This is a genomic window from Methyloversatilis sp. XJ19-13 (genome assembly GCF_024580155.1).
Lineage (GTDB): Bacteria > Pseudomonadota > Gammaproteobacteria > Burkholderiales > Rhodocyclaceae > Methyloversatilis.
The window spans coordinates 48586-74940 of the sequence record NZ_JANINH010000015.1; the positions used below are offsets into that span (position 1 = coordinate 48586).

The window sequence follows — 26355 nt, forward strand, 5'->3', positions numbered from 1 at the left end:
AGGCATCAGCCGAACCGCCAGACGTGCCGGCGCACGCCGGGGTTGTACCCGGCGCCGTCAGAACACCTGTGCGACGACCTGCACGTGCACGTAGTAGCCGCGCGGCTCCTGCGGGCGGTCGCGGATCGGCAGCCCGAGCGTCACCCGGGCCGATATGTTCTGGTTGATGTTCGCGTTCAGCCCCCAGCCGTAGCTCGCCATCGTGTCGCTGCCGCGCGTTGACTCCGGCGGACGGAAGGGCTCCACCGCGCCGTAGTCGAGAAACAGGAAGCCGCTGGTCCTGATCGGCGCCACCGGCGCCTGCGGCAGCGGGTGGTGCAGTTCCACCGACGCGATCAGCCCCTTGTCACCGCTGAACAGACCCGTCTGGTAACCCCGCACGCTTCCCTCGCCGCCGATCAGGAACTGCTCGCTCGAGGTCAGGTTCTCGTCACGCGTGTATTGGAAGGCCACCGTGTTGTGCACCGACCAGCCTTCGCCGAATTCCTGCACACGGCGCACCGAGCCACGCCAGATCTTGAATGAGGTCGACACCACATCGTCGATCGGGTCCGCATCCCCCGTAGAGTAGGTCAGCGATCCGGTCCAGATCCGGTCGCTTTCCCACCACTGCGCATCCACGCCCGCCGACACGTCGTCGATGTCGGTCGACTGGAACTTGCGCCCCTCGATCCAGCTTTCCGTCTTGCGCTTCTTCGCCCCGCCCAGCACATCGAGCTGGTAGGTCTTCCCGATCAGCAGCGGGTGGCGCAGCAGCGCCGTCCAGGCCGTCGATTCGCCGCGGATGCGCAGCGGCGCGAACGGGCCGTTCTTGATCCGCGTGTAGTCTTCGAACCAGGACAGCGTGAGCCGCGTACCCAGCGTGCCCAGTGGAATGCTGTACGACAGCGCGCGGCCTTCGTGCCCCCCCGTCTCCGCGCCGATCAGCGACGCGCTCAATGCGTCCCGGAAGCCGAACAGGCTGCGGTTCTGGTAGAACACGCCGGCCCGATACACCCCCGTCGCGTAGCTGCCGCTGGTGTCGGCGAACACGCGCATTTCGTGTTTCGGCGGCTCCACCGCCGTCAGCGCCACATCGGTTTCGCCGAACTTCGCACCCGGCTTCAGTTCGGCACGCAGCTGCACGTCCTGGCTGCGGTTGAAGCGCATCATGCTGCGCTCCAGCGCCCCCACGTCCGCCAGATCGCCCTTCGTCTGGCCGAGCCGCGACAGGATGAAGCTGTCCGCCGTGCTCGCGTTCCCTTCGAGCAGAATGTCACCCACACGCCCTTCGACCAGTTTGATCGTCACATTGCCGTCGGCCACTTCCTGCGCCGGCAGCACCGCCTGTGCGGTCGGGATGCCGCGCTCGCGGTACAGCGTGTTGATGCGCTCGACGACCTCGACCACTTCGGCCAGCGTGACTTCGCGTCCTTCGACCGTCGCCGCCAGCCCTCGCAGCGTCTCTTCCGACAGCAGCTCGGACTTCGTGAAGTCGATGCGCCTGAGCAGGAACTTCGAGGTCACCGCCGGTTTCTTCGCCGGCGCAGGCTTGAGCCCTTCGCGGTCGATCGACGGCTCCGACTCGGGCCGGCGCTCGCGCTCTTCGCGCAGCCGACGCTCAAGCTCCAGCGAGCGCTGCTGGATGCTGCCCGGGTCGGCTGCAGGCGGCAGTTGCGGGGCCACCTGCGCCTGCGCCGGCGCCGCAGCGCCCAGGGCGCACGTCAGTGCTGCCACGGCCAGTGGAATCCTGCGGGCTTGTCTGCCGAACAACCTGTGTGCGCGCCTCACTGTGCGGTCTCCTTCGGGGTTTCGCCGGGTGCATTCTGCGCCTCGTCCTCGGCCTTGCGGCGGGCTTCCGCTTCCTCTTCCGTCTCTTCCTCGCCCGAATTCACGGCCGGGATGTCCAGCGGGATGTTGATCGCGATCTGCGACAGCGCCGGCACCACATTCACCGCCTGCGGACGCGTCGGATTCGGCACCCGACCTTCGATCGCGTTGCGCGACTCCTCCCGCCCGCTGTTGTCCGGGTCCGTCCGTTTGACCACTTCGTGCAGCGGGCTGCGCGTCAGCACCGTCTCGTCGGTCTCCAGCCGATAACGTTCCAGACGCAGCGCAAACCGCTTGTCCGGCGCATGGATCTGGATGTCCGCCGGCTCGATCACCGTCGTCACGTTGTCCATATACACATCGCTCTGCGGGTTGATGAACCGCGCCTGGTTGTCGATCCGCCCGTCCAGCACCTCCAGCCAGCCGCGCTCGGTCTCGATCCGCGCGTCCTGCGAATACAGCTGCTCGAAGCGCGTGCCGATCGGGCTGTCGAACGTCAGGTCGATCAAGCGTGCCGTGCTGCCCTTCGGACCGGTGAGATTCATCAGCAGCGGACCGCCGGTGCCGGTGTGCTCGACCCTCGCAGTGATCGACTCCATTGCGAAGGAAAGCGAAGACTTCACTTTGAGCGTACCGAGCACGATGTCGCCCTTTCCGGAAATGTCCAGCGTGTCACCCGCCAGCCGCTTCACGCTGACCCGACCATTGATGGCTTCCAGCTTCACGCCCTGCCCGGCGGCCACGGAATCCATCAGGATGTCCTGTTCGGCGATCACCGTCGCGTTGCCCGTTTCCGAGCTGGCTTCCTGCACGGTGACACTGTTGCCGGACAACAGGTCGAGATTGCCGCGTGCCGCGTAGGCGAGCTTGCCGCCAAGCGAGCCGCCCGCCTTGAGCGACAGGTCGCCATCGGCACGAACTTCGCCGATAGCCAGATCGTCTGTCTCGTCGATCGCCACGCCGCCCGTTGCAGCGACGGCATCGAGCATCGCGATGTCGGTTTCCAGTGCATCCGGAGAAGGCAGCGGCGAACCGTTGTTCCAGGTTGCGCCGCCAATGCCTTCCTGAGCCTGGAGAACCACACCGGCGCCCGGCGTGGCTGCCACGAGGTCGTAGGTGCCCACGTCTCCGCCATCGAAAATGCCGCCGCCGGCGACGATGCGCAATGCCGAGGCGCTTGCACTGTTCGTCGCCTCGATACGACCGACGACCACGTCGCCAGACGCGGCAATATCGATGCCACCGTCACGCGCACGCAGTACTGCGCCGTCGGCCATCAGATAGCGCGCAGCGGAAATTCCGATGTCGCCCGCCGCTTCGACCGTCCGCGCCGCCTGCAGCAGATCGCCGCCGGCCGACACCGTCAGATCGCCACCCGCCTCGACGCGCTCGATCTGCGCTTCGCCGGTCGTCGCGATGTCAATGCTGCCCGCAACCGCACGCAGCACCGCGCCGTCGGCCATCAGATAGCGCGCAGCGGACATTCCGATGTCGCCCGCCGCTTCCACCGTCCGCGCCGCCTGCAGCAGATCGCCGCCGGCCGACACCGTCAGATCGCCGCCCGCCTCGACGCGCTCGATCTGCGCTTCGCCGCTCGTCGCGATGTCGATGCTGCCCGCAACCGCACTCAGTACCGCGCCGTCGGCCATCAGAAAGCGCGCGGCAGAAATTCCGATGTCGCCCGCCGCTTCCACCGTCCGCGCCGCCTGCAGCAGATCGCCGCCGACCGACACCGTCAGATCGCCACCCGCCTCGACGCGCTCGATCTGCGCTTCGCCGGTCGTCGCGATGTCAATGCTGCCCGCAACCGCACGCAGCACCGCGCCGTCGGCCATCAGATAGCGCGCAGCGGACATTCCGATGTCGCCCGCCGCTTCCACCGTCCGCGCCGCCTGCAGCAGATCGCCGCCGACCGACACCGTCAGATCGCCACCCGCCTCGACGCGCTCGATCTGCGCTTCGCCGGTCGTCGCGATGTCAATGCTGCCCGCAACCGCACGCAGCACCGCGCCGTCGGCCATGATGTAGCGCGCGGCCGACAGGTCGATGCTGCCGACCGCTTCCGCCCTCTGCGCCGACTGCATCAGGTCACCCGCCGCATCGAGCATGAGCTTGCCGCCCGCTTCGATGCGGCCGATGTTCAGGTCGCCGGGCGAGCGCAGTGTGACGTCGCCAGCGCTGGACAGCGCACTGCGGACGTCGAGTGCACCATCGACGGCGCGCACATGGATGCCGTCTGCGGCTTCGAGTTCGACCCAGCCGTCGGGTGAAGCACCCAGATCAAGCGCCTCCAGTTCGCTGCTGCCGGTGCCGCCGATGGTGGTGCCGGCATACAGGCTGAGATAGCGCGCCTGGATGTCGCGCTGCAGATCCGACGACACTTCGACCAGCGCACCCGCCGAGCGGATGCGGGCCAGGCCCGGTGTGTAGATCTGGTCGATGCGCAGGTCGCCGGCCAGATTCGACAGGAACAGGTCACCGCCGGCGCGCGCCGTCACGGTCGCGTTGGTGGCCACCTGCACGATCAGCGCCAGCGTGTCCTGGCCGAGGTTGCCGCTGCCGGCTTCCAGCGTGACGTTGCGCGACTGCACCGCCGCCTGACCGATCGTCGCGGCACTCAGCAAGGCACCGGCGGTCTTCATCCGCACATCGGCCGGCGTCGCGATCGAGGCCACCCGGACGTCCTCTTCCGAACCGAGGTAGATGCTGTCGGTCGCCGTCGCCGTGATCGTGCCGTTGTTCTGCGCGGTGAAATCGACGTCGTCCTTGCGCAGGATGGTGATGGTCTTCGCATCGGTGTCGATGCGCACGTCGGCCCGCTCGGCGGCGATCAGCGCGAGCTGTTCGTCTTCCGACCAGGCGGTCGGATTGGTGCCGATGACCAGTGCAGTGCTTTCCTTGCCAATGCCGCGGGCGGCGATCAGCTGGATGTTGTCGCCGATGACGTTGGCGTCCTCGATCAGCACTTCGGTGTCGGAGGTGTCCTTGAACAGGCCGGCGGCGACGCGGTTGGTAACTTCCGCTTCGGTCCAGGCGCCGCCTTCGCTCAGGGCGCTGGCGCGCGTGGCGTCCTGCGTGGCGACGTTGTAGCTGAAGTTCTTGTTGAAGCTCGCTGCATCACCGGTACCGAACTCCGCCGCCGCCTGGTGGAAAAAGGCGGTGCGCTGGTTCCGGTAGACCGCAATTTCAGCGTCGCCCCAGCCATTGGCGGTACGCAGCGCCTGTTCGGTCTGCGTGTCGAGCACGAAAGTGTAGCCGGCGTCATAGGCGGCAGCAGTGAAACCGGTCGAAATGCCGTTGGCGTCGAAGTTCTCCTTCAGGCCGCGCATCTGCCAGTACTGCAGGTAGTCCTGCTCCTTCTGGTCGTTGTACGCCTTGAGCGTGTTGTCGACGCTCTGGTTCGCGCCGGCCGACGCTGTCAGCCGCGCACGCTGTGCAACCTGAAGCAGCTGGGCGCGTGTTTCCACATCGACCTGCTGTGCTTCATTGACGTCGAGTATCGAGCCATTGACCGACTCGAGCCGCACGTCGCCGCCATTGGCCGATACGGACAGCAGGCGCATGTCACCGTCGGTTTCGGTCAGCCCGGTGTCGCCAGCGGCACTGGTTTCGATCCAGCCATTCGACGAGCGGACATCGATCTCGAGCGGATCGGCAAGGCTGCCGATGCCCGCGTTCTCCGATGTGAGCCGCACGAAACCGCCCACGACATTATTTGCAGTGCCATTGGCGTCGACCAGATTGGCGTCCGCCTTGAGGTCGACCAGGCTGCCGTTGCCGCCTGTGACATTGACGAGGCGCATGTCGCCCTTGGTTTCCCACAGCGCCACGCCACCGGTGGCGCTCGCGGTCAATGCCCCCGTGCCCTGCAGGTCGAGCTTGATGTGGTTGCTGCCGGCCAGGGCAGGGCCGCCGATCGAGCCGTTGGTCGCCGTCATCGTCAGGTTGCCGGCGATGATCTGACCGAACTCCGTTGCGCCGATGCTCGTGCCGGTCAGCGTGGTCGGGCCGGTCAGGTTGCGCACCGCGCCCTGCAACACCACGGCGCCACTGCTGGCGACGTTCAGCAAGCCGACATCGTTGCCGATGAACTTGATGTCGATGGCCTTCGACGCATTCAGGCTGTGCTGGAAGTAGTTGCGTTCCTTCCACGACCAGTCGCGTCGGCTGACGATGTTTTCGTTGGCATCCAGGAAGCCCGAACGATAGGTACGGACGTACTTGACGCCGGTATCGGTCATCGATGACCGGACCTTCGTGAAGTCCATGATGTAGTCGGTGGTACGGCTGTCATTGCTCAACCAGTCACCGGTCAGGCGGGCGATCGTCGTGCTGTCGTTGTCGGAGCCGGTCGTGTTGCCCGGATTGGCGGCTAGCCAGTCACCGAAATCGCCGAACACCTCGCAGTCGAGCGCGCAGCTCTTCGTGTACTCCTCGTAGTAGCTGGCGTCGATGTTGTCCGAGTTGATCCAGTTGAAGCGGCGACCCGCGCGCGTCTTGTACTCGGCATTGCGTCCCGCCGCATCGCCGTCGACACTGACGACAGGCCGGACGGCTTCGGTCGAGGCCGTACCGCTGGCGTAGCTGTAGGTGGTGTTGATCTGGCCGTTGCTGCGCGTGATGACGGTTTCGAGCGGCGCGCCGGTGCTCGACTTGGTGCTGGTGTCGATGATCTTGATGCGCCCTTCGACACCGACGCCGGTATCGAGCCGGTTGATGGCCAGGTCGGCAGTCGTCTGGTTGTTCACCGCGATGCGCCCGAAGCCGTCCATCACCTCCAGCCGTCCGTTGCCGGTACTGAAGATGTCACCGTAGAACTGCATGTAGCCGCCCTGCACCTGGATGCTGCCCAGTTCGAGCCGGTTGTTCGCGGCGTCCCAGCGCACCTTCGGACGGAACACATCCTTCACGTTCGCGCCATTGACGATCATGTCGAGCGCCACCCATTCGCCGTTGGCGCCCTTGGCCTGCTGCAGGATGGTGTTCGTGATCTGCACATTGAAATCCGGCAGACCGCTCTGGATCAGACCGTTGATGTTCAGCTTCTCGCCGCTGATGAACACGTTGTTGCCGGCGATGGTGCTGCCGTTGGCCGATATCGCCACATTGTTGACGGTGTAGGTCTTGCGCTGGGTCTGGGTCGCGCCCGACAGACGCCAGGTCGGGTTGGTCGCAATTGCAAATTCGCTGCGTGCCGTCGCTTCGTTGTTCTGCTGCAGGCCATTGACGAAGTTGCCGGCCTGATTGATGAAGCCGGCGACCAGCTTGTCGAGTGACGGATCACCCGCCTGATGCGTGAAACCGACCGTGAAGGTCTTGATGAAATCGCCCTTGGTGGCGATATCGACCGTCTGCGCGACGATGTCGGCGCCGACCAGCACCGAGCCGGTACTTTCGATCTTCACGATGCCGCGGGCATTCGACAGATCGCCGTCGACGTGAATCTCGGGCTGCAGGGCATTCAGGTTGACCGGATCTTCGTAGGTATTCTTCAGCAGGATGATTGGGTCCGGCGAATTGGTGCGATCGACCACGTTGCCGCTGGCGAAGCCGGCCACCTGACCGTACTGATTCCGGGCGTTGATTTCGGTCGTGTTGCTGACGCGAACGCCGTTGAGCGTCACCAGACCGCCCGCTTCGCCCGGAATGCACAGCGCCGCGGCGCAATCCAGGGCCGCGATGCCCGACTTGATGCGCACGAACTGGTTGGCGTTGTTGACCACCTCGATGATGGAGTCGCCCGGCGCGATCAGTTCGGCCGACGCGGCGCCCGTGAGCCAGTCGCCGGTGATGCTGATGTTGCCGGTGTAGGCCGCAGCCGGATCGATGTCGACAAAGTTCACCGTGGCACCGACCCCCATCTGCGTCTGGCGCGCCTGCAGGATCAGGATGTCGTTCAGGAAGCCATTGGCGACATCCGCGTTGTCGTCCTTGTACTCGTCATAGCGTGACTGCAGGAAGTCGATGCGCGACTGGATTTCGCGCGCGAGCGACACGTTGCTGCGCCGGCTGAAGCTCATGTTCTCCGACTGGCGCACCATCTGGCCGTTGGCACCGAACTCCAGGTACTGATGGTGGCGTGTGCCGGCGAACACCGTGCCATTGACGTTGACGCCGGAACGCGAGTCGGTGAATTGCGAGCCGCCCTTGATGTCGAGGCTGATGTCGTCGTCGAAAATCTTGCCCAGCGCTTCCAGCGCCTCGCGGTACAGATCAGTACCGCTGCCATAGCCGCGCGTGGTGTGGCTGCCTTCGCCGGCCTTCAGGTCGATGTCCTTGACCGAGGCGACTGCCGCACGCGCAATCTGCTGTTCGCGGATGCCGGTGATGCCGGTCAGGTCGGCGCTGTAGGCGGCGATGTTGATGCGGTTGTCCTGACGGATTTCACCGTGTGCGTCCGGCACGCTGTTGATCGGGATGACCGTCTTGTTCCAGAGCCGGGTTTCGGCGTCGGCAACGAGGTTGTTGTTGTGGCCGGCCAGCAGGCGGATGTTCTCTTCCGATTCGAGCCGCGCACCGTTCAGGTGGATGTCGTTGCTGGTGATCAGGCGCGACAGCGACTCGCCGGACGGCGCACCCGCCAGGCCGTAGGTCTTGCTCTGCGCCTCGGTATCGATGATGGCTTCGGTACGCGCATCGAGCACGATGTCGCCGTCGCTCTGCAGCAGAGTCCCCGCGCCGACCGTGATGTCCGCGTCGTTCCTGTCCGCAATGATGAAGGATTCGGTGTGCGCGATGGCGATCGCACCGCCGGTGTCCAGCAGCACCGAGTCGTACGCGTCGACATCGTTCTTCGCGCCGATGCGTATGGCACCCGCGTTGAGACCGGCAACGCTGCTGCCGATGAAGGCATTGCTGCCGATCACCACATCGGTGTCGTTGCGTATCGTCGATACGCTGGCGCCAGACGCACCCGACAGAATGCCGCCCGAGGCCGCCTGCACCGCCCAGTCGGCGCCGGCCGAGCCCTTGATGACTCGCGTTTCGGCGTCGATGTCGACGGTCTGTGCATTCTCGATGCGGGTGCCGTTCAACAGTTCCGCCTTGGTCGTGTTGTCCACCGTGTTGGTGACCCAGGCCCCGGAATAGCCGGCGACGGAGGCTGACGTGCTGTCGGCCGTACCCTGGAAGTCGGTCGTGTGCTTCGCGTCGATATCGACCGTGGCGGCACGCAGCGTGCCCGCGACCTGCGTCGTGGTCGTCGCATCGGCGTCATTGACCACGCTGGCCGCCAGCACGACGCCAAGGCCGCCGGCACCGGATGTGGACTCGGCATCCAGTTCGTCGCGGCTTTCGCTGCGGATTACGATGCTGCCGGCGTTGATCGTGCCGGCGCCGATCAGCGCTTCGGTCGTGCTGTCGACCGTCGTTTCCGCGCTGTTGCCGCCGGCCGCGATGAAACCGATCGCGATGCCGCTCACGTCGCTGAGCGCGCTGACCGTGGATTTCGACAGCGTGTTGAACACACCGCTCCCGAGCTTGATGTCGTGACCGGCGCCCATCTGGACGCGTGTGATCGATTCCACCGTGGCGATGGCTTCGGTAGCGGTTGCGCCCAGCAGCAAACCACCGCCGGCCGCGAGCGCGTCGGCGCTCGCCGTGTCGTATCCGGCGCGCGGCAGGGTTTGCGCCTTCAGCGTGAGGTTTCCGGCCGTCACGTCGAAGCCGGTACCGATGGTGACGAGAGAATCGGTATCGACGGTGGCTTCGGCCAGCGACACGCCGATCGACAGCCCGGCCGACACCGCTATGCCGACGGTGATCGCTTCCGCCACCGGGTCACTGTCGGCGCGGATCTGCGTCAGGCCGCCGACGGTCGTCACCTTCACGTTGTTGCCGACAGTCGCCCTGGCTGCGGAATCGTCGCTGACGTTGGCATCCGCACCGACACCCGCGACGATGCCGCCGGCAGCTGCGACAACCTCGCCCTTCGAGGTCGTGCGCGACTGTCCATACACGTCGAGCGATTCAGCGGTGATCTGCGCGCTGTCGAGCAGTTTCGCCTCGGCCGAACTGGTTTCGTCCACATAGGCAATCGCGGCGCCGATGCCGACAACGCCGCCTGCCCCGGCGCCGCCTTCGGCGTCGAGGTTGTGATCGACCTTGGCATTGACCGTCACGCTGCCCGTGCTCGCCGTCACGATGCCGCCCAGACTGGCGGTCGCGGTCGAGGATTTTTCGTGCCACGCGAAACTGGCAGCGAGCCCGGCCAGACCGGCGCCGCCAGCGTAGGTGCGCAGCTTCGAAACATTTGGCTGATCGTCGGTCGCCCGCACGGTCACGTCACCGCTTGCCGTGGTCGAGCCGGCCAGACTGGCCACCGTGCGATCCTCGACCATCGAAATCGCGATGCCGCCGCCCAGCGACACGCCGCCCGAAATCGCGGCACCGATCGCTTCGGCGTCGGTATCGCTGCGCGTGTGCGCCAGCACGTCGATATTGCCGCCGGCATTCAGCGTGGCGCCGCTGGCCACGATGGCGGCGGCGGACGTATTGCTCGGTGTCGCGTTGAAGTCGGATGAGGCGTTGATGCCCGCACGCGCCGCGTTGGCGCGCGCCGCCGACGCGTCGGCGGCATCGGTGTCGCTGTCGATCTGGTTACCGGTGGCGCTGCGCGACGCAAGTTCGGTCGCCTTGCTGACCGATCCGGTGGTGTTGTCGCTGGCGTCGCCATCCGGCCGGGTGCCGATGGAAATGACCGATACCGCTCCGGCGATGCCGGCACTCAGCCCCCCCGCTGCCGCGACAGTGGTCGAATCGATATCGCGCACGCTGTCGGCGGTGACGGAAATGTCGCCGTCGGCAGTGATCTTGGCGCCGGTCGCCACCGTGGCCGACGAACCGCTGCGTACCAGTACGACATCGACCGCTGCACCGACGCCGGCACCGCCGATGCCCACGCCCAGACTGCCCACGCCGCTCTCGACCTTGATGAGGTCGTCCGCCTCGATGAATACATCCTGCGCATCGGTACCGCCGAATGCGGTGTCCGAATTGATCTCCACACCGGTGCCGACCTGCGCATCGGTCGTGCCCTTGGCCAGTACGACGTTGATGGTGCCCGCCACCCCGACGCCGCCAGCCGCCGCCGCCGTGGCGGCGAGCACTTCCTGATCGAATCCGGAATCGGCTCGTATCGTCGTCGCACCGTCGGCATCCAGCCGGCTGGTGCCGCTGACCTTCGCCAGCGTCGCCTGTTCGACGACGGTCACCGCGGCCGTGATGCCCACACCGGCCACGCCACTGACCGCGAGCGCACCGGCATCGATGTCGACTTCGGTGTCGGAGGTCGCCTCGACTCGAATCGTGCCCTGTGATTCGAGGTCGCTGTTGTTGACCAGCGCCTGCGTCGTGCCATCGACCAGCAGCACACCGATGGTACCGGCCAGACCGGCATAGGTTCCGCCGCCGACGGCGACGATGGCCTGTTCGAACTTGCTGGTCGAACCGGCATCGACGGTCACCGCCTTGTTCGCCTGCAGCGTCGCGGTGTCGACGTTTGCCGTCGTCACATGCGACACCACGGCCGTGTCGGCCGCCCCGCCGATGCCGGCGTCACCGCCGATCGCCGCACCACCGGTGGCGGAGCCGATCTGATCGTGGTGATAGGCCGCGACCCGTACTTCCTGGTCGCTGGTGCCCAGGCTGGCGTTGAGCTTTGCCCCATTGGTGACCTGGGCCGTCGTGCTGCCGCCCATCATCGCGATGCCCACCGTCGCGGCGACGCCGGCGTTGCCGCCGCCCGCTGCGCTGAGCGCGATGTTCTCTACCATCGCAGTGGAAGACGCGACCACGCTGACGCCCTTCACGGTGTCTTTCAGCTGACGGCCGGACAGGGGTTGCTGCGACGGCAGCAGATTGTTGTTGTAGGCGGTAAGCGAACCGTTGTCGACCAACTCCGCCGGGCTGTTGCCGAGACCGGTGACCGACGTATTCGCGCCGCTGATTTGCGCCGTCGTCGTCGACTGGATGTCGTTGAATGCGATGCCGCCGGCCGCACCGATGCTGCCGCCGAAAGCCACGCTGCCGGCACGCGACTTGATGAAGTCATCCGCTTCCGCTGTGACCACCGCATTGCCGGTCGCATTGACGATCGCACCGTCGTCGATGCGCGCGGTCGTGCCACCGCCGGCGTTGTTCAGGGCGATCGAGCCGGCGAAGCCGGCGGTACCCGCCGCAGAGCCGGCGATCGCCCACACATCGAGCGTGCCCTGACGTTCGGCATCGACGCGCACATTGGCGCCATCGGCACTGCCGCCCGACAGTTCGGCACGCACTTCGCCACCGATCGAGTTGTACGAACCTGCTGCACCCACCGCCGCCGTGCCGGCACCGCTCGCCGCGCCGGAAATCGACAGGATTTCCGACTCGTCGCGCGCCTTGATCGTGATGTCGCCGCTGGCATCCAGGTCGGAGCCCGAAGCGTGGGCCACGGTGCTGTTGCTGATCGTGTTGATGCCGAGCGAACCGGTCACGGCCACCTTGGCCGAGCCGCCGCCGCCCGCGGCGATCGCCTCGATCTCGGCGTTCTCGGTGGCTTCAAGGCGGATGCTCGTGCCATCGACATCCGAGTTGGTCACCAGCGCTTCGGTGGTGTTGTCGATCACGTTGTAGGCGACGCCGACGCCGACCGCCGCGCCGCCCAGCGACAGCGCCGCGCTGCCGGCGATCGACAGCATGCCGGAGGTGTCGCGCGCCGTGACGATGACGGCGTTGTTGTCAGCCTGAGCCTTCGATCCGACGATGCTGGCGCTGACCGTGTTGTCCGTTTCGACCGACGAGAACGATCCGGATACCGCCACCTTGTCCGCCACGCCACCGGCCACCGCCGTGGCGTCGATCCGCGTATCGGCGGCTGCATCCACCTTCAGTTCGCCATTTGTCGTGCGTACGTCGGCACCGCCTTCGATGGTCGCCTTCACCGAGTTGCCGACTTCGCTCCAGGCGACCGATGCGCCGATGCCCGCGTTGCCGCTGGTCGCACCGATGGCGCCGGCCAGCGCGAAGATTTCCGAGTCGTCCTTCGCCAGCACGGCGATGCCGCTCGCGGCATCCATGCCGAGCGCGGTCTTCTTGCCGCGGATGCGTGCCTCGGTCGTGTTGGTGATGGTGTTCACCGCTACGGCGCCGGCACCGGCCAGCGGCCCCTTGCTGAGGCCGAGCGAGGCCGAGATGGTGTCGATGTCGTTGTCGGTCTGCGCGTCCAGCGTGATGCTGCCGCTGGCCTGCAGATCGGAGTCATCGACATACACGAGCGTGTCGTTGTCGAGCTTGTTCCAGGCGAACGACAGACCGATGCCGGCCTTGCCGCCAAAGGCGATAGCGCCCGCTATGGACTGGATGCCGGACAGGTCGCTTGCACCGATGAACGCAGTGCTCACGCCGCTCAGCGACGAGCGCGCAATGTAGGCGTGCGTGGTGTTGCTGATTTCGTTGACCGACACCGAACCGGCCACACCCGCCTTGCCCTTGGCACCGGCCAGACTGGCCGACAGGGTCTTGATGTTGCCATCGACGTCGGCGTCCAGCGTCAACGTGCCGTTCTGCGTGACGATCGCGTCGGCGATGTAGGCGCTGGTGGTGCCGGCAAGCGTGTTCTGTGCGTACGAGCCGGCGATGCTGTTGCCGTCCTGCTGGGTCGAAATGGTCACCGCACCGGACAGCGCGTTGATGTCCAGCGTGTTGTCTGCGGTGACCGACACATTGTCGGCCTGCTGGACCTGCACGCCACTCGAAATGTAGGCCAGCGTGTCGGCTTCGATGTCGTTGACCGACGCGTCACCGGACACCGCAATGCCGAACTTTCCCTTGCCGGTGCCCGAGCCCGATGAGCCGGAGCCGGCCGAACCGCCGCTCGACGAGCCCGATCCGGCCACGGCGGCACTCGAACTGCCGTCCTGCGTTTCACTGGCACCGGCCGGCACGTCGGTCTGCGACTTGCTGCTGGTGGCGACCGCGCCGGCCAGCGAATAGGCGCTGATTTCGGTGTCGGCCGTGGCGGCCAGCGTCAGGTTGTCGCCCACCTTGATGATGCCGGTGGCCGGCGTCAGATCGAGGAGGGGATCGCGGTTGCCGATGAAGGCGCGCACGTCGGCGTCGAGCGTGTTCAGCGACACCGACAGGCCGATGCCGACCGGACCCTTGGTGACGACGATGCCGCCGGCCACCGAAATCGTACGGATTTCGCTGTCGGCATCCAGTGTCAGATTCTTCCCGGCATCGACCTTCGCCTTGTCGTCGATGTAGGCGATGGTGTCGGTGCGCACCGTATTCATCGACAGCGCGCCTTCGATGCCGACCTGCTCGGAACTGCCGCCCGCCTCGGTCACGGTGACCATCTGGTTGTTGCTTTCGGCCTTGACCTCGATGTCCTGCTCGGCCCGCACATCAGCACCGTCGCGGATGCCCGCCACCGCCTCGCCGCTGATGTCCAGCACATTGGCCGAACCGCCGATCGCCGCCTTGCCGCCGCTGTTGCCGAGGAATTTCTTCGACAGGATGCCTACCGCATTCACGGTATTGACATCGTTCTTCGCGTACACGGTCACCGACTGCGCCGCCAGATCGAGCGTCGGATCCACTGCGTTGTCGTAGATCGTGTTGAGCTTGGCGCCTTCGCCCACCCAGGCGTTGGAATTGTTTTCGAGCGTGAACACGGTGACCGCCGCCGCGAGGCCGAGGCCGCTCTTTCCGCTGGCCGAATTCAGGGCGAACGTCGTCAGCACGAGGTCGAGCAGATTGCCCTGCAGGTGATTCAGGATGACGGCCGGCGAGCTCCAGTCGATCTGCCACGGATAGGGAATGTGCGTCTGCGCATCGACCCGGATCGCGCCGCGTGCGTCGACCTCGGCCAGTTCGCCGATCCACGCATCGCTGTTGTTCTCGAAATTGGCGATCACCACCGAGCCGCCGATCGCGGTGCCGGTCGAGGTGGCCTTGGCGTCGGCACTCGCACTGGGACGGTCGTTGATCTTCGACACCACATCGACCTTGCCCTGCGCCTTCACGCTGGCACCGGCCGCAATGCTGGCGCTCGCGTTGTTTTCCGAATCGGTGTAGGACACGGCACCGGCGGCATTGAACTTGCCCTCCTTGATGCCGGGGAACATGAAGTCGGTGATCTTGCTGGCCGTACCGGAACTGACCTTGCCAGTTGCACCGAGTATCGAATTGCCGACATTGCGCTGGATGCCGGCGGTGAAATTCGTCATCTTCGCCGACAGCGTGTTCGGGTTGCCCAGCGTCGCCGCTTCGGCGGCGCTGCTGTTCTTGGCGATGTCGGTTTTCGCGTCGACCTTGACGTCGCCGTTGGTGGTCGTGACGTCGCCGCCTAGCGTAGCCGTGGTGTTCGTGGTCGAGGTGGTCACTGCGACCGAAATGCCCAGACCGCTGCCGCCGGTGTTCGATGCGATAGCGCCCGCCGAAATGTCGGCCTTGGTGTTCGCTTCGACTGCGACCGACCCGGCAGTGGTCGTCGTGTCGTCGCCGACGATGGCACTGGTGGTGGCGTTGTTCGACGCACGCACGAAGGTCGCATCGATCGGCTTGTTGGTCGAATTGACGCTGGCGGTCACGTTCAGTTCGGTGTCGGTCACTGCGCTGACCGACGTCGCATTGCCGCTTTCGAGCCGGGTCGTCCCCTGTACCTTGGTTTCCGCAATCGCCGTGGATTCACCCCATGCCACCGAAAAGACGATCAGCCCGGCAAATGTGGGCTTGGCGGCCGACGTGGCAGAGGAGGACAGCGTCAGCGTGTCGGTCGCCGTCAGTTCGGTCGCGCCATCGACGGTGACGCGCGCGGTGGATTCCGACAGCGACACCAGCGGGATGCTGGAAAAATCGAACAGCTGATCGTTCAGCAACTGCACTTCACCGCTGTCTTCGGCCGGCAGCCAGCTCTGGTCGGCCAGCCGCAGCGCATTGCCGAGCACGTTGAAGGTGAGTGAGGTATCCGAAGTCGCCGCGACATCGACCTTGCGGCCGCTGACCACGCTGGCGACACCGTTGTGGTCGCCGATGATCACATCGGCGGTGGCGATCTTCTCGAATCCGGCGCGCGCGCCGGCATGTGCCTTGATCGTCACGTCGCCGCTGCCGCTGATGAGCGAACCCTTGATTTCGGTCAGCGCGGTGGCATCGGTCGTGATGGCGAGGTATTCGCCGCCGGGACCGTCGGAAATGTCATCCATTTCCGTGTCAAGAAAGGTCTGCGCCTGCGACAGCGAAACATTCGGCGCGGTTTCCAGCAACTGGACGATCTGCGAGGTATCCGCCAGCGCCGACAGCTTGATGTTCGCGCCGCGTACGGTCGCGTTCTCGAGCTTGATGCGCGCATCGGCCGAGCGGACTGCACCGATCGCGTTGATGTCGCTTGCGAGCAGGCTGACATCGCCGGCGTTGAAGGCGCCGGTCGCATGGGCAAGCACCTTGCTGCCCGACTTCAGTTCGATTTCGCGCGCCTCGAAGGTGATGCTGCCCGAGTGGCCGATCGACGCACCATTGACGTGATCGCTGTCGACCAGACGGCTGGACACGACGATGTTTTCATTGACCGTGATCTTGTTGGTCGCCTGCAGCAGCAGGTTGGCGCCGGTGACGCTGACGCCGCTGTCCGACCCCGCCGGAATGCCGGTGTAGCCGCCGGCACCGCGCAGCAGGTTTGCGCTGAGCACGATGTTCAGCGGATCGATCAGCACCAGGCCCGCTGCGCCGCCCGCTCTCCCGTCAGCCAGAAACTGACCGCCGGCCAGCTCCACCGTGTCCTTCGCCGAAAATTCGACGAAGCCGCCGTCGCCGCTCGCCCCGGCACTCGCGTCCATCACAGCACCGCTGCGGATGACCGCACTGCGCTCGGCCATCGAATACACGCGACCGCCGTCCGAATCCGCCCCATCTCCGGCCGCCGTCACCATCGCGTCGATGTCGACCAGGATGTCGCGCCCGGCCTTCAGTTCGATCTCGCCGCCGCCGGCACCGCCGCCGCGCGCATCCAGCGTGCCGGCGATTTCAATGTCCTCGTCCGCCGCAATGTAGATGCGCCCCGCACGCTCGACCAGCCGGCTGCCCGCGCTCACACCCTGCGTATTGACGATGTCGGTGAAGTCCGGCGCTCGCCCCTCGAAGCGCGCACCCGTCAGCACCGCGCCGGCCACGCTCACCGTGCCCGCCGACAGCGTCACGCCGTCTGCCGCGTTGATCCGCCCGTCGATGCGGATCGCCGCACTCGACAGCGGCGCCGTACCGTTGAGCAGCTGGCCCACGGCGCCTGCGTCCGGCTGGCCATTGACGAAGAAGCGGTCCGCGAAGCTTTGCGTCGGCGTGCTCACCGACAGCGAACCCACATTCACCACGCCACCCGCGCCGACGACAAATCCGTGCGGGTTGGCAAAGAACACATTGCCGCCGATCCGCCCGTCGCGGATCGCATTCAGCGTGCCGTGGATGTCGCTGCGCGCGTCGCGCACGATGTTCACCAGATTCACCGCCCCGCTCGGCACGTGCAGGTTCGCCGTGTGCCCGGCATTGACGTTGAACGTGTTGAACGAGTTGAAACCCGAGTTGCCCGCAATCGTGCCGGTCCGGATGTCCGTCACCGCTCCGGCCGTGCTCACCGTCGTCAGCGTCCGGCCATCGGCCTGGATCGCCTGCGCCCACGCCGCCGGTGACATCAGCAGCGGCAGGCTCGCCATGCCGATCGCGAATCCGTGCGGGCGGTGCAGATTGGCCACCAGAGTGCGCAACCTTGGCAGGTTGCGACGACGTTGTGTACTTTTCATGGTGTGACTCCCGGTTACTGCCACGACCGTGCTTTGCGGTCGCTCGTAGGAATAATTCCTACATGATTGTAAGCTGATGTGACAGTGGTGGTGTTCAATACATCACGTCGGGATTCCGACGACACCGCATCCCGACACCGTATGTGTCAATTTCTGCAAGGTGGCCCCCTGCGTCGCCGCATCGCCTGAAGCGCTGCGACCGCGAGCCCCGTCAATGCCAGTGAGCCTGGTTCGGGCACGGTCGTCACGAGCGGATCAGCCAGCTCGAAGGTCGCGCGCACATCGCGAAAGTGGTACAGGGGTGTATTGGCCAGAAACTGCACCGACTGGGTGCGTAGCGGGTCCGGTGTCACGGTGAGCACACCGGCTGTCCCCAGGTCGAAGGTCAGCGTCGGTAGATCGAAGGCATAAAGCTGGTACTGGCCATTGGCGATTTCCTGCATGCCGACGTCGACCTCGAACGATCGGGTGACGCCCATGACGGTCATGCTCAGCGCGTGGGTCCGGTACTGGATGCCGCTCATGCCGGATTCGTCCGCCGGCCCGGTGCCCGCGAACAGCTTGAAGTAGTTGGCCAGCACCGGGGTGTCGCGCGTGAGATCGAGTGCGCCACTCAGCCCGTCAAAGCGGGACCGCGCGCTCGCCAGCGGCTGCCCCTCGAAATAGGTCTGTACCGACGAGCCGGTCGTCTGGAAGGTGATCGGCACGGCGCACGCTGCGCCCGCCCAAAGGCACACGGAAATAACGGCACAGCGCAGCACACCGCCAGCGGGAATGATCATCTGAACCTCCTTGTTGTGGATCGCGGCGGGCGCCTGCCCACATGCGACTTCCGGACCGTCACCGCTTCGAATCCGGCACCCGTGGATTGCTCACGGGGCGGCATTCGGCACACGCGCAGCCGGAAATTTCAGGAGGGAATTAGGCGCGCGGCCCGGTGGGCGGTAAATACGAACAAGCGCGTAGCGGGCTGCAGCAAATGCGGACGGGCAGGAACTGGATCACGGCTCGATCAAGCCGGGGGCAGGCGCTGACGGATCGACCAGGCGACGAGTTCGGCCGCATTGCGCAGACCAAGCTTGCGGGCGATGTTTTCGCGGTGCTTGCGCACCGTATGTTCGGAAATGCCCAGTTCGGCGCCGATCTGCTTGCTCGACAGGCCACGTCCTACCCGGCTGGCAATATCAATTTCCCGGCCGGTCAGGCCTTCGTGTTCGGCCGCCGTGCCATGGCCGAACAAGGTCGCCAGTTCCGGGCTGACATGGTAGCCGCCGTCGCCCACGGTATGGATGGCCGCCACCAGCGCGTCGGCGTCGTCGGTCTTCAGCATGTAGCCATGGGCACCGAAGGACAGCGCTGCCTGCACGGTGGCGGCATCCTGACGCGCCGTCACGACCAGCACGCGGGTAGGCAGATGGGTCGCGCCGATGGCCTGCATTACTTCGAGTCCGTCGAGCCGCGGCAGGCCGAGATCGAGCAGCAATACGTCCGGCTTGAGCTCACGGGTGAGCTGCAGCGCGCCTTCGCCATCGCCCGTTTCGCCCAGCCAGCGCACGCGCGGCGCACGCGACAGCATCAGACGCAGGCCCTGGCGCACCAGGGCGTGGTCTTCGGCAACGACGATGCTAATCTCGCGGGCTTCCATGCGCCGGAAAATACCATGGCGATGACGTCGATAACGCTCGACGCACACGACGGGACGGATGACAGCGCGGACGAGCGCGAGGCGGTCCGGCGCGACCTGCTGGGCGTGCTGTTCGGCCATACGCCCACCATCGTTGCCGGTAACGTTGCCGTGGCCAGCACCGCCGCAGCGGTGCTGGTCAGCGCCGAGGGACACTCGGCGGTCTGGGGCTGGCTGGCCGTCGTCTGCCTGCTGGTCGCCGTGCGCGCCTTCTACGTGCGCTGGATGCAACCGCAACTGGCCGGACTGGCCGGCCACCAGCTCGACCACACCGAGCGCGTCTACACGGCGATCGCCGCGCTGACCGGTCTGGCCTGGGGTGTGCTGCCCTGGCTGGGTTACGAAGGGCGCGACCCGTTCATGGACTTCTTCAGCGTTGCCATGCTGGTCGGCATGGCCGGCGGCGCCGTCACCGCCACCACGGCGCTGCCGCGCGCGCTCAATCTGTATCTGGTGTGCGCGCTGGTGCCGTTCATCGTGAAGTCGTGGCTGATCGGCGGCGCCATCAGCATCGCCGGTGGCGTGACCATCGTGTTCTACCTCGCGGTACTCATTTCATTCGGCCGCAATGCGCACGCCACGATGCGCAATGCCCTGCTGCTGACCCGACAGAACGCCCGCCTGGCCGACACCCTGCGACGCGAGCGCGACGCCGTTCAGGCGGCGATGCGCGCCAAGAATCTTTTTCTCGCCGGCGTGACGCACGACCTGCGCCAGCCGGTGCATGCCGTCGGCCTGCACATGCGTTATCTGCGCTCCCTGCGCGCCGACGAAGTGAGCCACGCGACGGTGAATGAAGCCTGCGCCGGCGTCGACGAGGCGGTGCGCGCGATGAGCAACCAGCTGTCGCGTCTGATCGAACTGTCGCGGCTGGAAGCCGGCGAGGCGCGTGTGCTGCGTCGGGCATTGCCCCTGGCCGAAGTGCTCGCGTCATGCGCCGCCCAGTTCGGCCCGCTGGCGCGCGACAAGGGCATCGAACTGGTGGTCCGGCCCGGTCGGGCCGTCATGGACAGCGACCCGATGATGCTGCGCTCCATTCTCGACAATCTGGTGTCGAATGCGGTGCGCTACACCGATCACGGCCGCGTGCTGGTCGCCGCCCGCCCGCGCGGCAAGGATGTGGAACTGCAGGTGTGGGACACCGGCCCGGGGATTGCCGAAGACCTCATCCCGCAGATCTTCATACCCTATCGCCGCTTCGACGACCGCCAGACCCGGCACGATGAAGGTCAGGGTCTGGGACTGGCACTGGCGCGCAAGCAGGCCGAACTGCTGGGGCACCCACTGACCGTGCGCTCGCGCGTCGGCCACGGCAGCGTTTTCGCGCTGAGGGTGCCCAAGGCGTAGCTCGCAGAGCTGGTGGGAACTGTTCCTGTGGGAGCGGCGATCCACAGCCGGCCCGGCTTTCCGGGTCATGTTGCAGTGCAATCGCGCAACGCGCCGTCGCCATCGACCGCAAGACCAGACGGCAGGCGGACGACCGCCCGGCAGGCTGACTGTCAAGGCTGTTGCGGCGTGTCACCGAAGCGTAAAGTTCGGTGAAACGACGTCAGGAGACACCCCATGCAACAGATCGATCTGGTCCCGCTGACCGAAGAAGAAAAAATCGCCTGCCTGCCCGAGCAGGAAATTTCCAGCGAAGTGCTGATAGAAAAGTACGCCAAGGGCGGCGAAACGACGGTGGCCGAAGTGCGCCGTCGTGTGGCAAAGGCGCTTGCGCAGGCCGAGGCGGAAGACCGCCGCGCGCACTGGGAAGCGAAATTCCTCGACGCGCAGGAGCGGGGCTTCGTGCCCGCCGGACGCATCAGCTCGGCCGCCGGCACCCAGCTCACCGCCACATTGATCAACTGCTTCGTGCAGCCGGTCGGCGACTCGATCACCGAAATCGAAGACCAGCGCCCGGGCATCTACACCGCGCTGGCGCAGGCCGCGGAAACCATGCGACGCGGCGGCGGCGTCGGTTACGACTTTTCCAGCATCCGCCCGGTCGGCGCTCGCGTGCGAGGCACGCAGTCGCGCGCGTCCGGCCCGGTGAGCTACATGCGGGTGTTCGACCGCTCGTGCGAAACGGTCGAATCGGCCGGAAGCCGTCGCGGCGCACAGATGGGCGTGCTGCGTTGCGATCACCCGGACATCGAGCAGTTCATCCACGCCAAGGACAGCGGCGACCTGACCAACTTCAACGTATCGGTCGGCGTCACCGACACCTTCATGAAGGCGGTCGAAGCCGACGGCACGGTCGAACTGGTGCACAAGGCCGAACCGGCCAGCGACATCAAGGCGGGCGGCGCATATCAGCGCGAAGACGGCCTGTGGGTCTATGCCAAGCCGCGGGCGCGCGAACTGTGGGACCAGATCATGCGCTCGACCTACGACCACGCCGAGCCGGGCATCCTGTTCCTCGACCGCATCAACCGCGACAACAACCTGTACTACTGCGAAAGCATCGAGGCGACCAACCCGTGCGCCGAACAGCCGCTGCCGCCCTATGGCTGCTGCGATCTGGGGTCGATCAACCTGACCCGTTTCGTGAAGAAGCCGTTCAGCGAAACGGCCGAATTCGATTTCGACGGCTTCGCCGAAGTCTGCGCGGTGGCCATCCGCATGCTGGACAACGTGCTCGAAGTGACCCACTGGCCGCTGCCGCAGCAGCGCGACGAAGCCATGGCGAAGCGCCGGGTCGGCCTCGGCTTCACCGGTCTGGGCGACGCGTTGATCATGCTGCGCCAGCGCTACGACACGCAGGAAGCACGGCTGATGGCGTCGCGCATTTCCGAGGTCATGCGGGACGCGTCCTATCTCGCGTCGGTCGAACTGGCGAAGGAGCGCGGCAGTTTTCCGCTGTTCAACGCCGACATGTATCTGTCGGGCGGCAACTTCGCGTCGCGCCTGCCGGCCGACGTGAAAGAGCAGATCCGCAAGCACGGCCTGCGCAATTCGCACCTGCTGTCGATCGCGCCCACCGGCACCATTTCGCTGGCCTTCGCCGACAACGCGAGCAACGGCATCGAGCCGCCGTTCTCCTGGACCTACACGCGCAAGAAGCGCATGGCCGATGGCACCTTCAAGGAATACGCGGTCGAGGACTACGCCTGGCGCATGTACCGGCACCTCGGCGGCGACGTGACCAAACTGCCGCCCTGGTTCGTGACCGCGCTGGAAATTTCCGCCGCCGCGCACAAGGACATGGTCGCAGCGGTCGCCCCCTATATAGATACGTCGATTTCCAAGACGGTGAACGTGCCGGCCGACTACCCATACGCCGACTTCGAGGATCTGTACCTCGCCGCCTGGAAGGCCGGTCTGAAGGGTCTCGCGACCTACCGGCCGAACAGCGTGCTGGGCAGCGTGCTGTCGGTCGATGCGCCGAAGACGGAAGAGAAGAAGCAGCCGCACGACGTCGAAATCATCACTGGCACCAACCAGCGCCTGTCGATCGGCGCGCTGCCGGCGCCGGTGCTGTCCAGCCTGCGCTGGCCCGGCCGGCCCGACATGCCGGACGGCAACCCGAGCTGGACCTACATGCTGAAGACGCCGGGCGGCGAATTCGCGCTGTTCGTCGGCCATATCGAGAACGAAGGTCCGGACGGCCGCATGCAGACCCTGCCGTTCGAGGTGTGGGTCAATGGTGCCGACCAGCCGCGCGGTCTGGGTGCGGTCGCGAAGACGCTGTCGATGGACATGCGCGCCAACGACCCGGGCTGGCTCAAGCTCAAGCTCGACGTGCTGGCGCGCACTGCCAGCGATCAGGGTTTCGACATGCCGCTGCCGCCCAGTGGCGAGCACCGCCGCATGCCCGGCGTGGTGGCCGCGTTCGCCAACGTGATCCGCTACCGCTGCGACAAGCTCGGTGCCCTCGAACGCGAAGCGCCGACACCGGTGCTCGACACGCTGTTCGCGCTGCAGGAGCCGAAGACCGGCACCGACGGCACGCTGAGCTGGACGGTGGACATCAGCAACCCGGCCACCGGCGAGGATTTCGTGCTGGGCCTGAAGGAAATCACGCTGCCGGGCGGTGAAACGCGCCCGTACTCGGTGTGGCTGTCGGGCAATTACCCGCGCGCGCTCGACGGGCTGACACGCATCCTGGCGCTCGACATGCGCGTGATGGACCCGGCCTGGATCGGCATGAAGCTGCGCAAGCTCATCAGCTATCCGGAACCGCTGGGCGACTTCATGGCCTTCGTGCCCGGCACCCGCCGCCAGCAGAACTGGCCGTCGACGGTCGCCTACGTCGCCCGGCTCATCATCCACCGCTACGCCATGCTGGGCATCCTCGACGAAGCCGGCTTCCCGATGCGCGAAATGGGCATCCTCGAATCACCGCGCGGCGACGACGAACCCCGGTTGATGCAGGGCGCGCTGTGCGGCGAATGCGGCAATCAGTCGGTCATCCGCAAGGACGGCTGCGATTTCTGCACCGCCTGCGGCGCGGTGGGGAGCTGCGGCTGACGCAATCAGCGGCGGCGCCCGGCGGGCCGTGGCGCCTCGCCGCCTGCGTCACGCTCGCCATTGCGGTGGCCGTGCTCGGCCCGGACGACCCCGCACTGCGCGCCGCGCTGGCGATCTTTGCGCTGACCGGCGCCCTGTGGATGACACAGGCCCTGCCACTGACGCTGACCGCGCTGCTGGTGCCGCTGCTGGCGGTACTGTTCGCCGGTGTGACGCCGGCCAGGGCGCTGGCGTCGTTCGCGCACCCCATCATCTTCCTGTTCCTCGGCGGCTTTGCGCTGGCCGCGGCGCTCGCGCGGCACGGGCTGGACCGCTGGCTCGCCCGCCGGATGCTCGCCCTGTCCGGCGGTCGCCGGGCGAGTTCGCTGGCCCTGCTGTTTGCGTTGACGGCACTGCTGTCGATGTGGATCAGCAACACTGCCACCGCAGCCATGATGCTGCCGCTGGCACTGGGTCTGCTCGGCCCGACGGCCGATCCGCGCGAACGCACTTTCGTGCTGCTCGGCGTCGCCTACAGCGCCAGCATCGGCGGCATGGGCACGCTGGTCGGCAGCCCGCCCAACGCCATCGCCGCCGCCCAGGCGGGCATCGGCTTTGCCGAATGGATGCGCTTCGGGCTGCCGCTGGTCGTCGTATTGCTGCCGCTGATGGCGGCGACGCTGTGGCTCGTGCTGCGGCCCGCGCTCGGAGGACGCATCGAACTGCCGGCGGATGACGGCGACGAAAGCTGGACGCCCGGACGCATCGCCACGGCTGCGGTGTTCGCGTTCGCGGTATCGGGCTGGATGTTCGGCGCGCCGCTGGCGCGCGCACTGGGCGTCGAGCAGGACATCGATGCCGTGGTCGCGCTCGCTGCCATCGTACTGCTAGTGGCCGGCCGTGCCGTCGACTGGCCGGACATCGAATCGCACACGCAGTGGGGGGTGTTGCTGCTGTTCGGTGGCGGTCTGGCGCTGAGCGCCCTGATGGGTTCGAGTGGTGCCAGCCGCTTTCTGGCCGACGCGCTGACCGGGCTGCTGCGCGGCACGCCCGACTGGCTGGTGCTGCTGGGCATCGTCGCCTTCGTCGTCATGCTGACCGAACTGGTGAGCAATACCGCCAGCGCCGCGCTGCTGGTTCCGGTGTTCGCCGCACTGGCACCGGACTTCGGCCTCGATCCGCGCGCGCTGTCGGCAGCCATTGCGATTTCCGCCTCCTGCGCCTTCATGCTGCCGGTCGCCACGCCTCCGAACGCGCTGGTATTCGGCACCGGCCACGTGTCGGCGGCTTCGATGATGCGCTGCGGACTGCTGCTGAACGCGGTGTGCATCGGCGTCATCACGCTTTACGCACAGGTGCTGTGACGGCAGCAGTCCAGGAACGACGAGATTCCGATTGGCAAAGCGCCTGCGATTGTCAGGCTGTTCCAGGGGGTCGCGAACGTGTTGCATCACCCTGTGGAGCAAAAGCCTCCATCAGGTATCGCACCCATTGACGGCCTTCCTCCGAGCACCAAGCCTTGTCCTGGCTGGCATTCATCAAGGACTCGACCTGCCTCATATCCGGCTTCATCGGTCCGAAGAAGACCGGATCGGCGCCTCTGGCAATCGCGATGGTCGGAAACGTTTCCACTTCCAGGCTGCCCAGGCGATCCGCTTCGTCCTCGATATCGATCCAGTACAGCCCTACTTCTGGATTGGACTGGACGAACGACTGGCAGGCGGGCTGGAAGGCACGGCAAACACCGCACCACTCGGCGCACAGCACAAAAACGGTCCACTCTTTAGCCATGGGGGAGCCACCCGGTCGGCCAATGCACAAGGCAAAGCGGTGCGCACAGGGATTTCAGCTTCACTTGAAAGGCGTCCAGCACGTCTTCGGTGGCGGATGCAGGAACCCCGCCCACTGCGTCGAACGCGTCCCGGCGAACAAAGACGGCGACAGGCTTGGCACAGGGATTTTTGCCGGATGAGACGCCCCGCTTGATCCGATCCGCCAGCCGACCGAGAAGTCCTTGCGGTGGCGCTCGAAGACTGAGGACGCCCCAAGCCCGGCATTCGGTACCGATGACCGCGACAAGGTGCTGATCCGTAAAGGGCGGTAGCGCGGTGCCCGGCGAAAGAAACACCAGCAATTCCGCGCGTGACAGTGCGGCTGCCGCGTTCATCCGTTGCGCAGTGGAGCCCATGGCGTAGCTCGCCTTGATTCGTGGTGGTGCGGCGTGCAGATTACCAGGAGGGTCCGCGGGGTCCGCGATCAGTACCACCTCGGTACTGCAGGCCTTACAGGGCAGACGCACCAGCGCACCCTGCATGTCGAGCCGCCCACCTGGCGAGGGCACGACGATGAAGGCGACACTCGCGGCGTCGCAGCTGTTATTTCTTTCGTGCAGCACTGCCAGCACCCAACCGAACTCGCGTCCCGCTGTAGCTCGATACGCAGAACGGGACCAGATAGTTCATCACGATGCTCCAGCAGGCCACGGCCTCTCCATGCCAGATGGCGGGGCCTTGATTGACCAGGTTGAGCAAGGTTCCAACGACCGCGCTGACCTTGAGGGCGGTGATCAAGAGCTGTCGATCGCATGCGGATCGCAGGGCACTCAGGAACATGGTGGTCATTCGAAGTCATCCACGCGCCGAACGCGTAAAGAAG

Annotated in this window: 10 protein-coding genes; 3 read left to right on the forward strand and 7 right to left on the reverse strand. The window is 66.1% G+C overall.

What is annotated here, in order from left to right; translation table 11 throughout:
• Positions 1-57: 57 nt before the first annotated feature.
• The 4 genes from NMQ14_RS16305 to NMQ14_RS16320 form a co-directional block, all read right to left on the reverse strand.
• On the reverse strand, positions 58-1716 hold the full coding sequence (locus tag NMQ14_RS16305; protein ID WP_257097801.1) for a ShlB/FhaC/HecB family hemolysin secretion/activation protein: 1659 nt from the start codon (positions 1714-1716) through the stop codon (positions 58-60).
• Positions 1717-1766: 50 nt separating this feature from the next.
• Entirely contained in the window at positions 1767-17585 is a 15819-nt protein-coding gene (locus NMQ14_RS16310; protein ID WP_257097803.1) for a leukotoxin LktA family filamentous adhesin, read from the reverse strand.
• A 146-nt stretch (positions 17586-17731) separates the two neighbouring features.
• On the reverse strand, positions 17732-18292 hold the full coding sequence (locus tag NMQ14_RS16315; protein WP_257097804.1) for a PEP-CTERM sorting domain-containing protein: 561 nt from the start codon (positions 18290-18292) through the stop codon (positions 17732-17734).
• Positions 18293-18597: 305 nt separating this feature from the next.
• Complete coding sequence (locus NMQ14_RS16320) at positions 18598-19230, reverse strand: response regulator transcription factor (protein ID WP_257097806.1); 633 nt, start codon at positions 19228-19230, stop codon at positions 18598-18600.
• A 15-nt stretch (positions 19231-19245) separates the two neighbouring features.
• Here NMQ14_RS16320 and NMQ14_RS16325 point away from each other — a divergent pair, with 15 nt between their 5' ends.
• From NMQ14_RS16325 to NMQ14_RS16335, 3 genes are all read left to right on the forward strand, one after another.
• The gene (locus NMQ14_RS16325; protein WP_257097808.1) at positions 19246-20616 is read left to right on the forward strand and encodes a HAMP domain-containing sensor histidine kinase; all 1371 of its coding nucleotides are present in this window, start codon (positions 19246-19248) and stop codon (positions 20614-20616) included.
• A 216-nt stretch (positions 20617-20832) separates the two neighbouring features.
• On the forward strand, positions 20833-23721 hold the full coding sequence (locus tag NMQ14_RS16330; protein WP_257097809.1) for an adenosylcobalamin-dependent ribonucleoside-diphosphate reductase: 2889 nt from the start codon (positions 20833-20835) through the stop codon (positions 23719-23721).
• Positions 23643-25064: a DASS family sodium-coupled anion symporter gene (locus tag NMQ14_RS16335; protein ID WP_257097811.1), complete on the forward strand. Its 1422-nt coding sequence runs from the start codon at positions 23643-23645 to the stop codon at positions 25062-25064. The genes NMQ14_RS16330 and NMQ14_RS16335 overlap by 79 nt, the downstream gene beginning before the upstream one ends.
• Before the next feature lie 52 nt (positions 25065-25116).
• Here NMQ14_RS16335 and NMQ14_RS16340 read toward each other — a convergent pair whose 3' ends face one another.
• Genes NMQ14_RS16340 through nrtS form a run of 3 tightly spaced genes read right to left on the reverse strand, consistent with a single transcriptional unit; the run spans position 25117 to position 26321 of the window.
• Positions 25117-25491, reverse strand: a complete 375-nt coding sequence (locus NMQ14_RS16340; protein ID WP_257097813.1) for a thioredoxin family protein — start codon at positions 25489-25491, stop codon at positions 25117-25119.
• Complete coding sequence (locus NMQ14_RS16345) at positions 25484-26104, reverse strand: hypothetical protein (RefSeq protein WP_257097816.1); 621 nt, start codon at positions 26102-26104, stop codon at positions 25484-25486. The genes NMQ14_RS16340 and NMQ14_RS16345 overlap by 8 nt, the downstream gene beginning before the upstream one ends.
• The gene (gene nrtS / locus NMQ14_RS16350; protein WP_257097818.1) at positions 26076-26321 is read right to left on the reverse strand and encodes a nitrate/nitrite transporter NrtS; all 246 of its coding nucleotides are present in this window, start codon (positions 26319-26321) and stop codon (positions 26076-26078) included. Before nrtS ends, NMQ14_RS16345 begins: the two co-directional genes overlap by 29 nt.
• Positions 26322-26355: the final 34 nt, after the last annotated feature.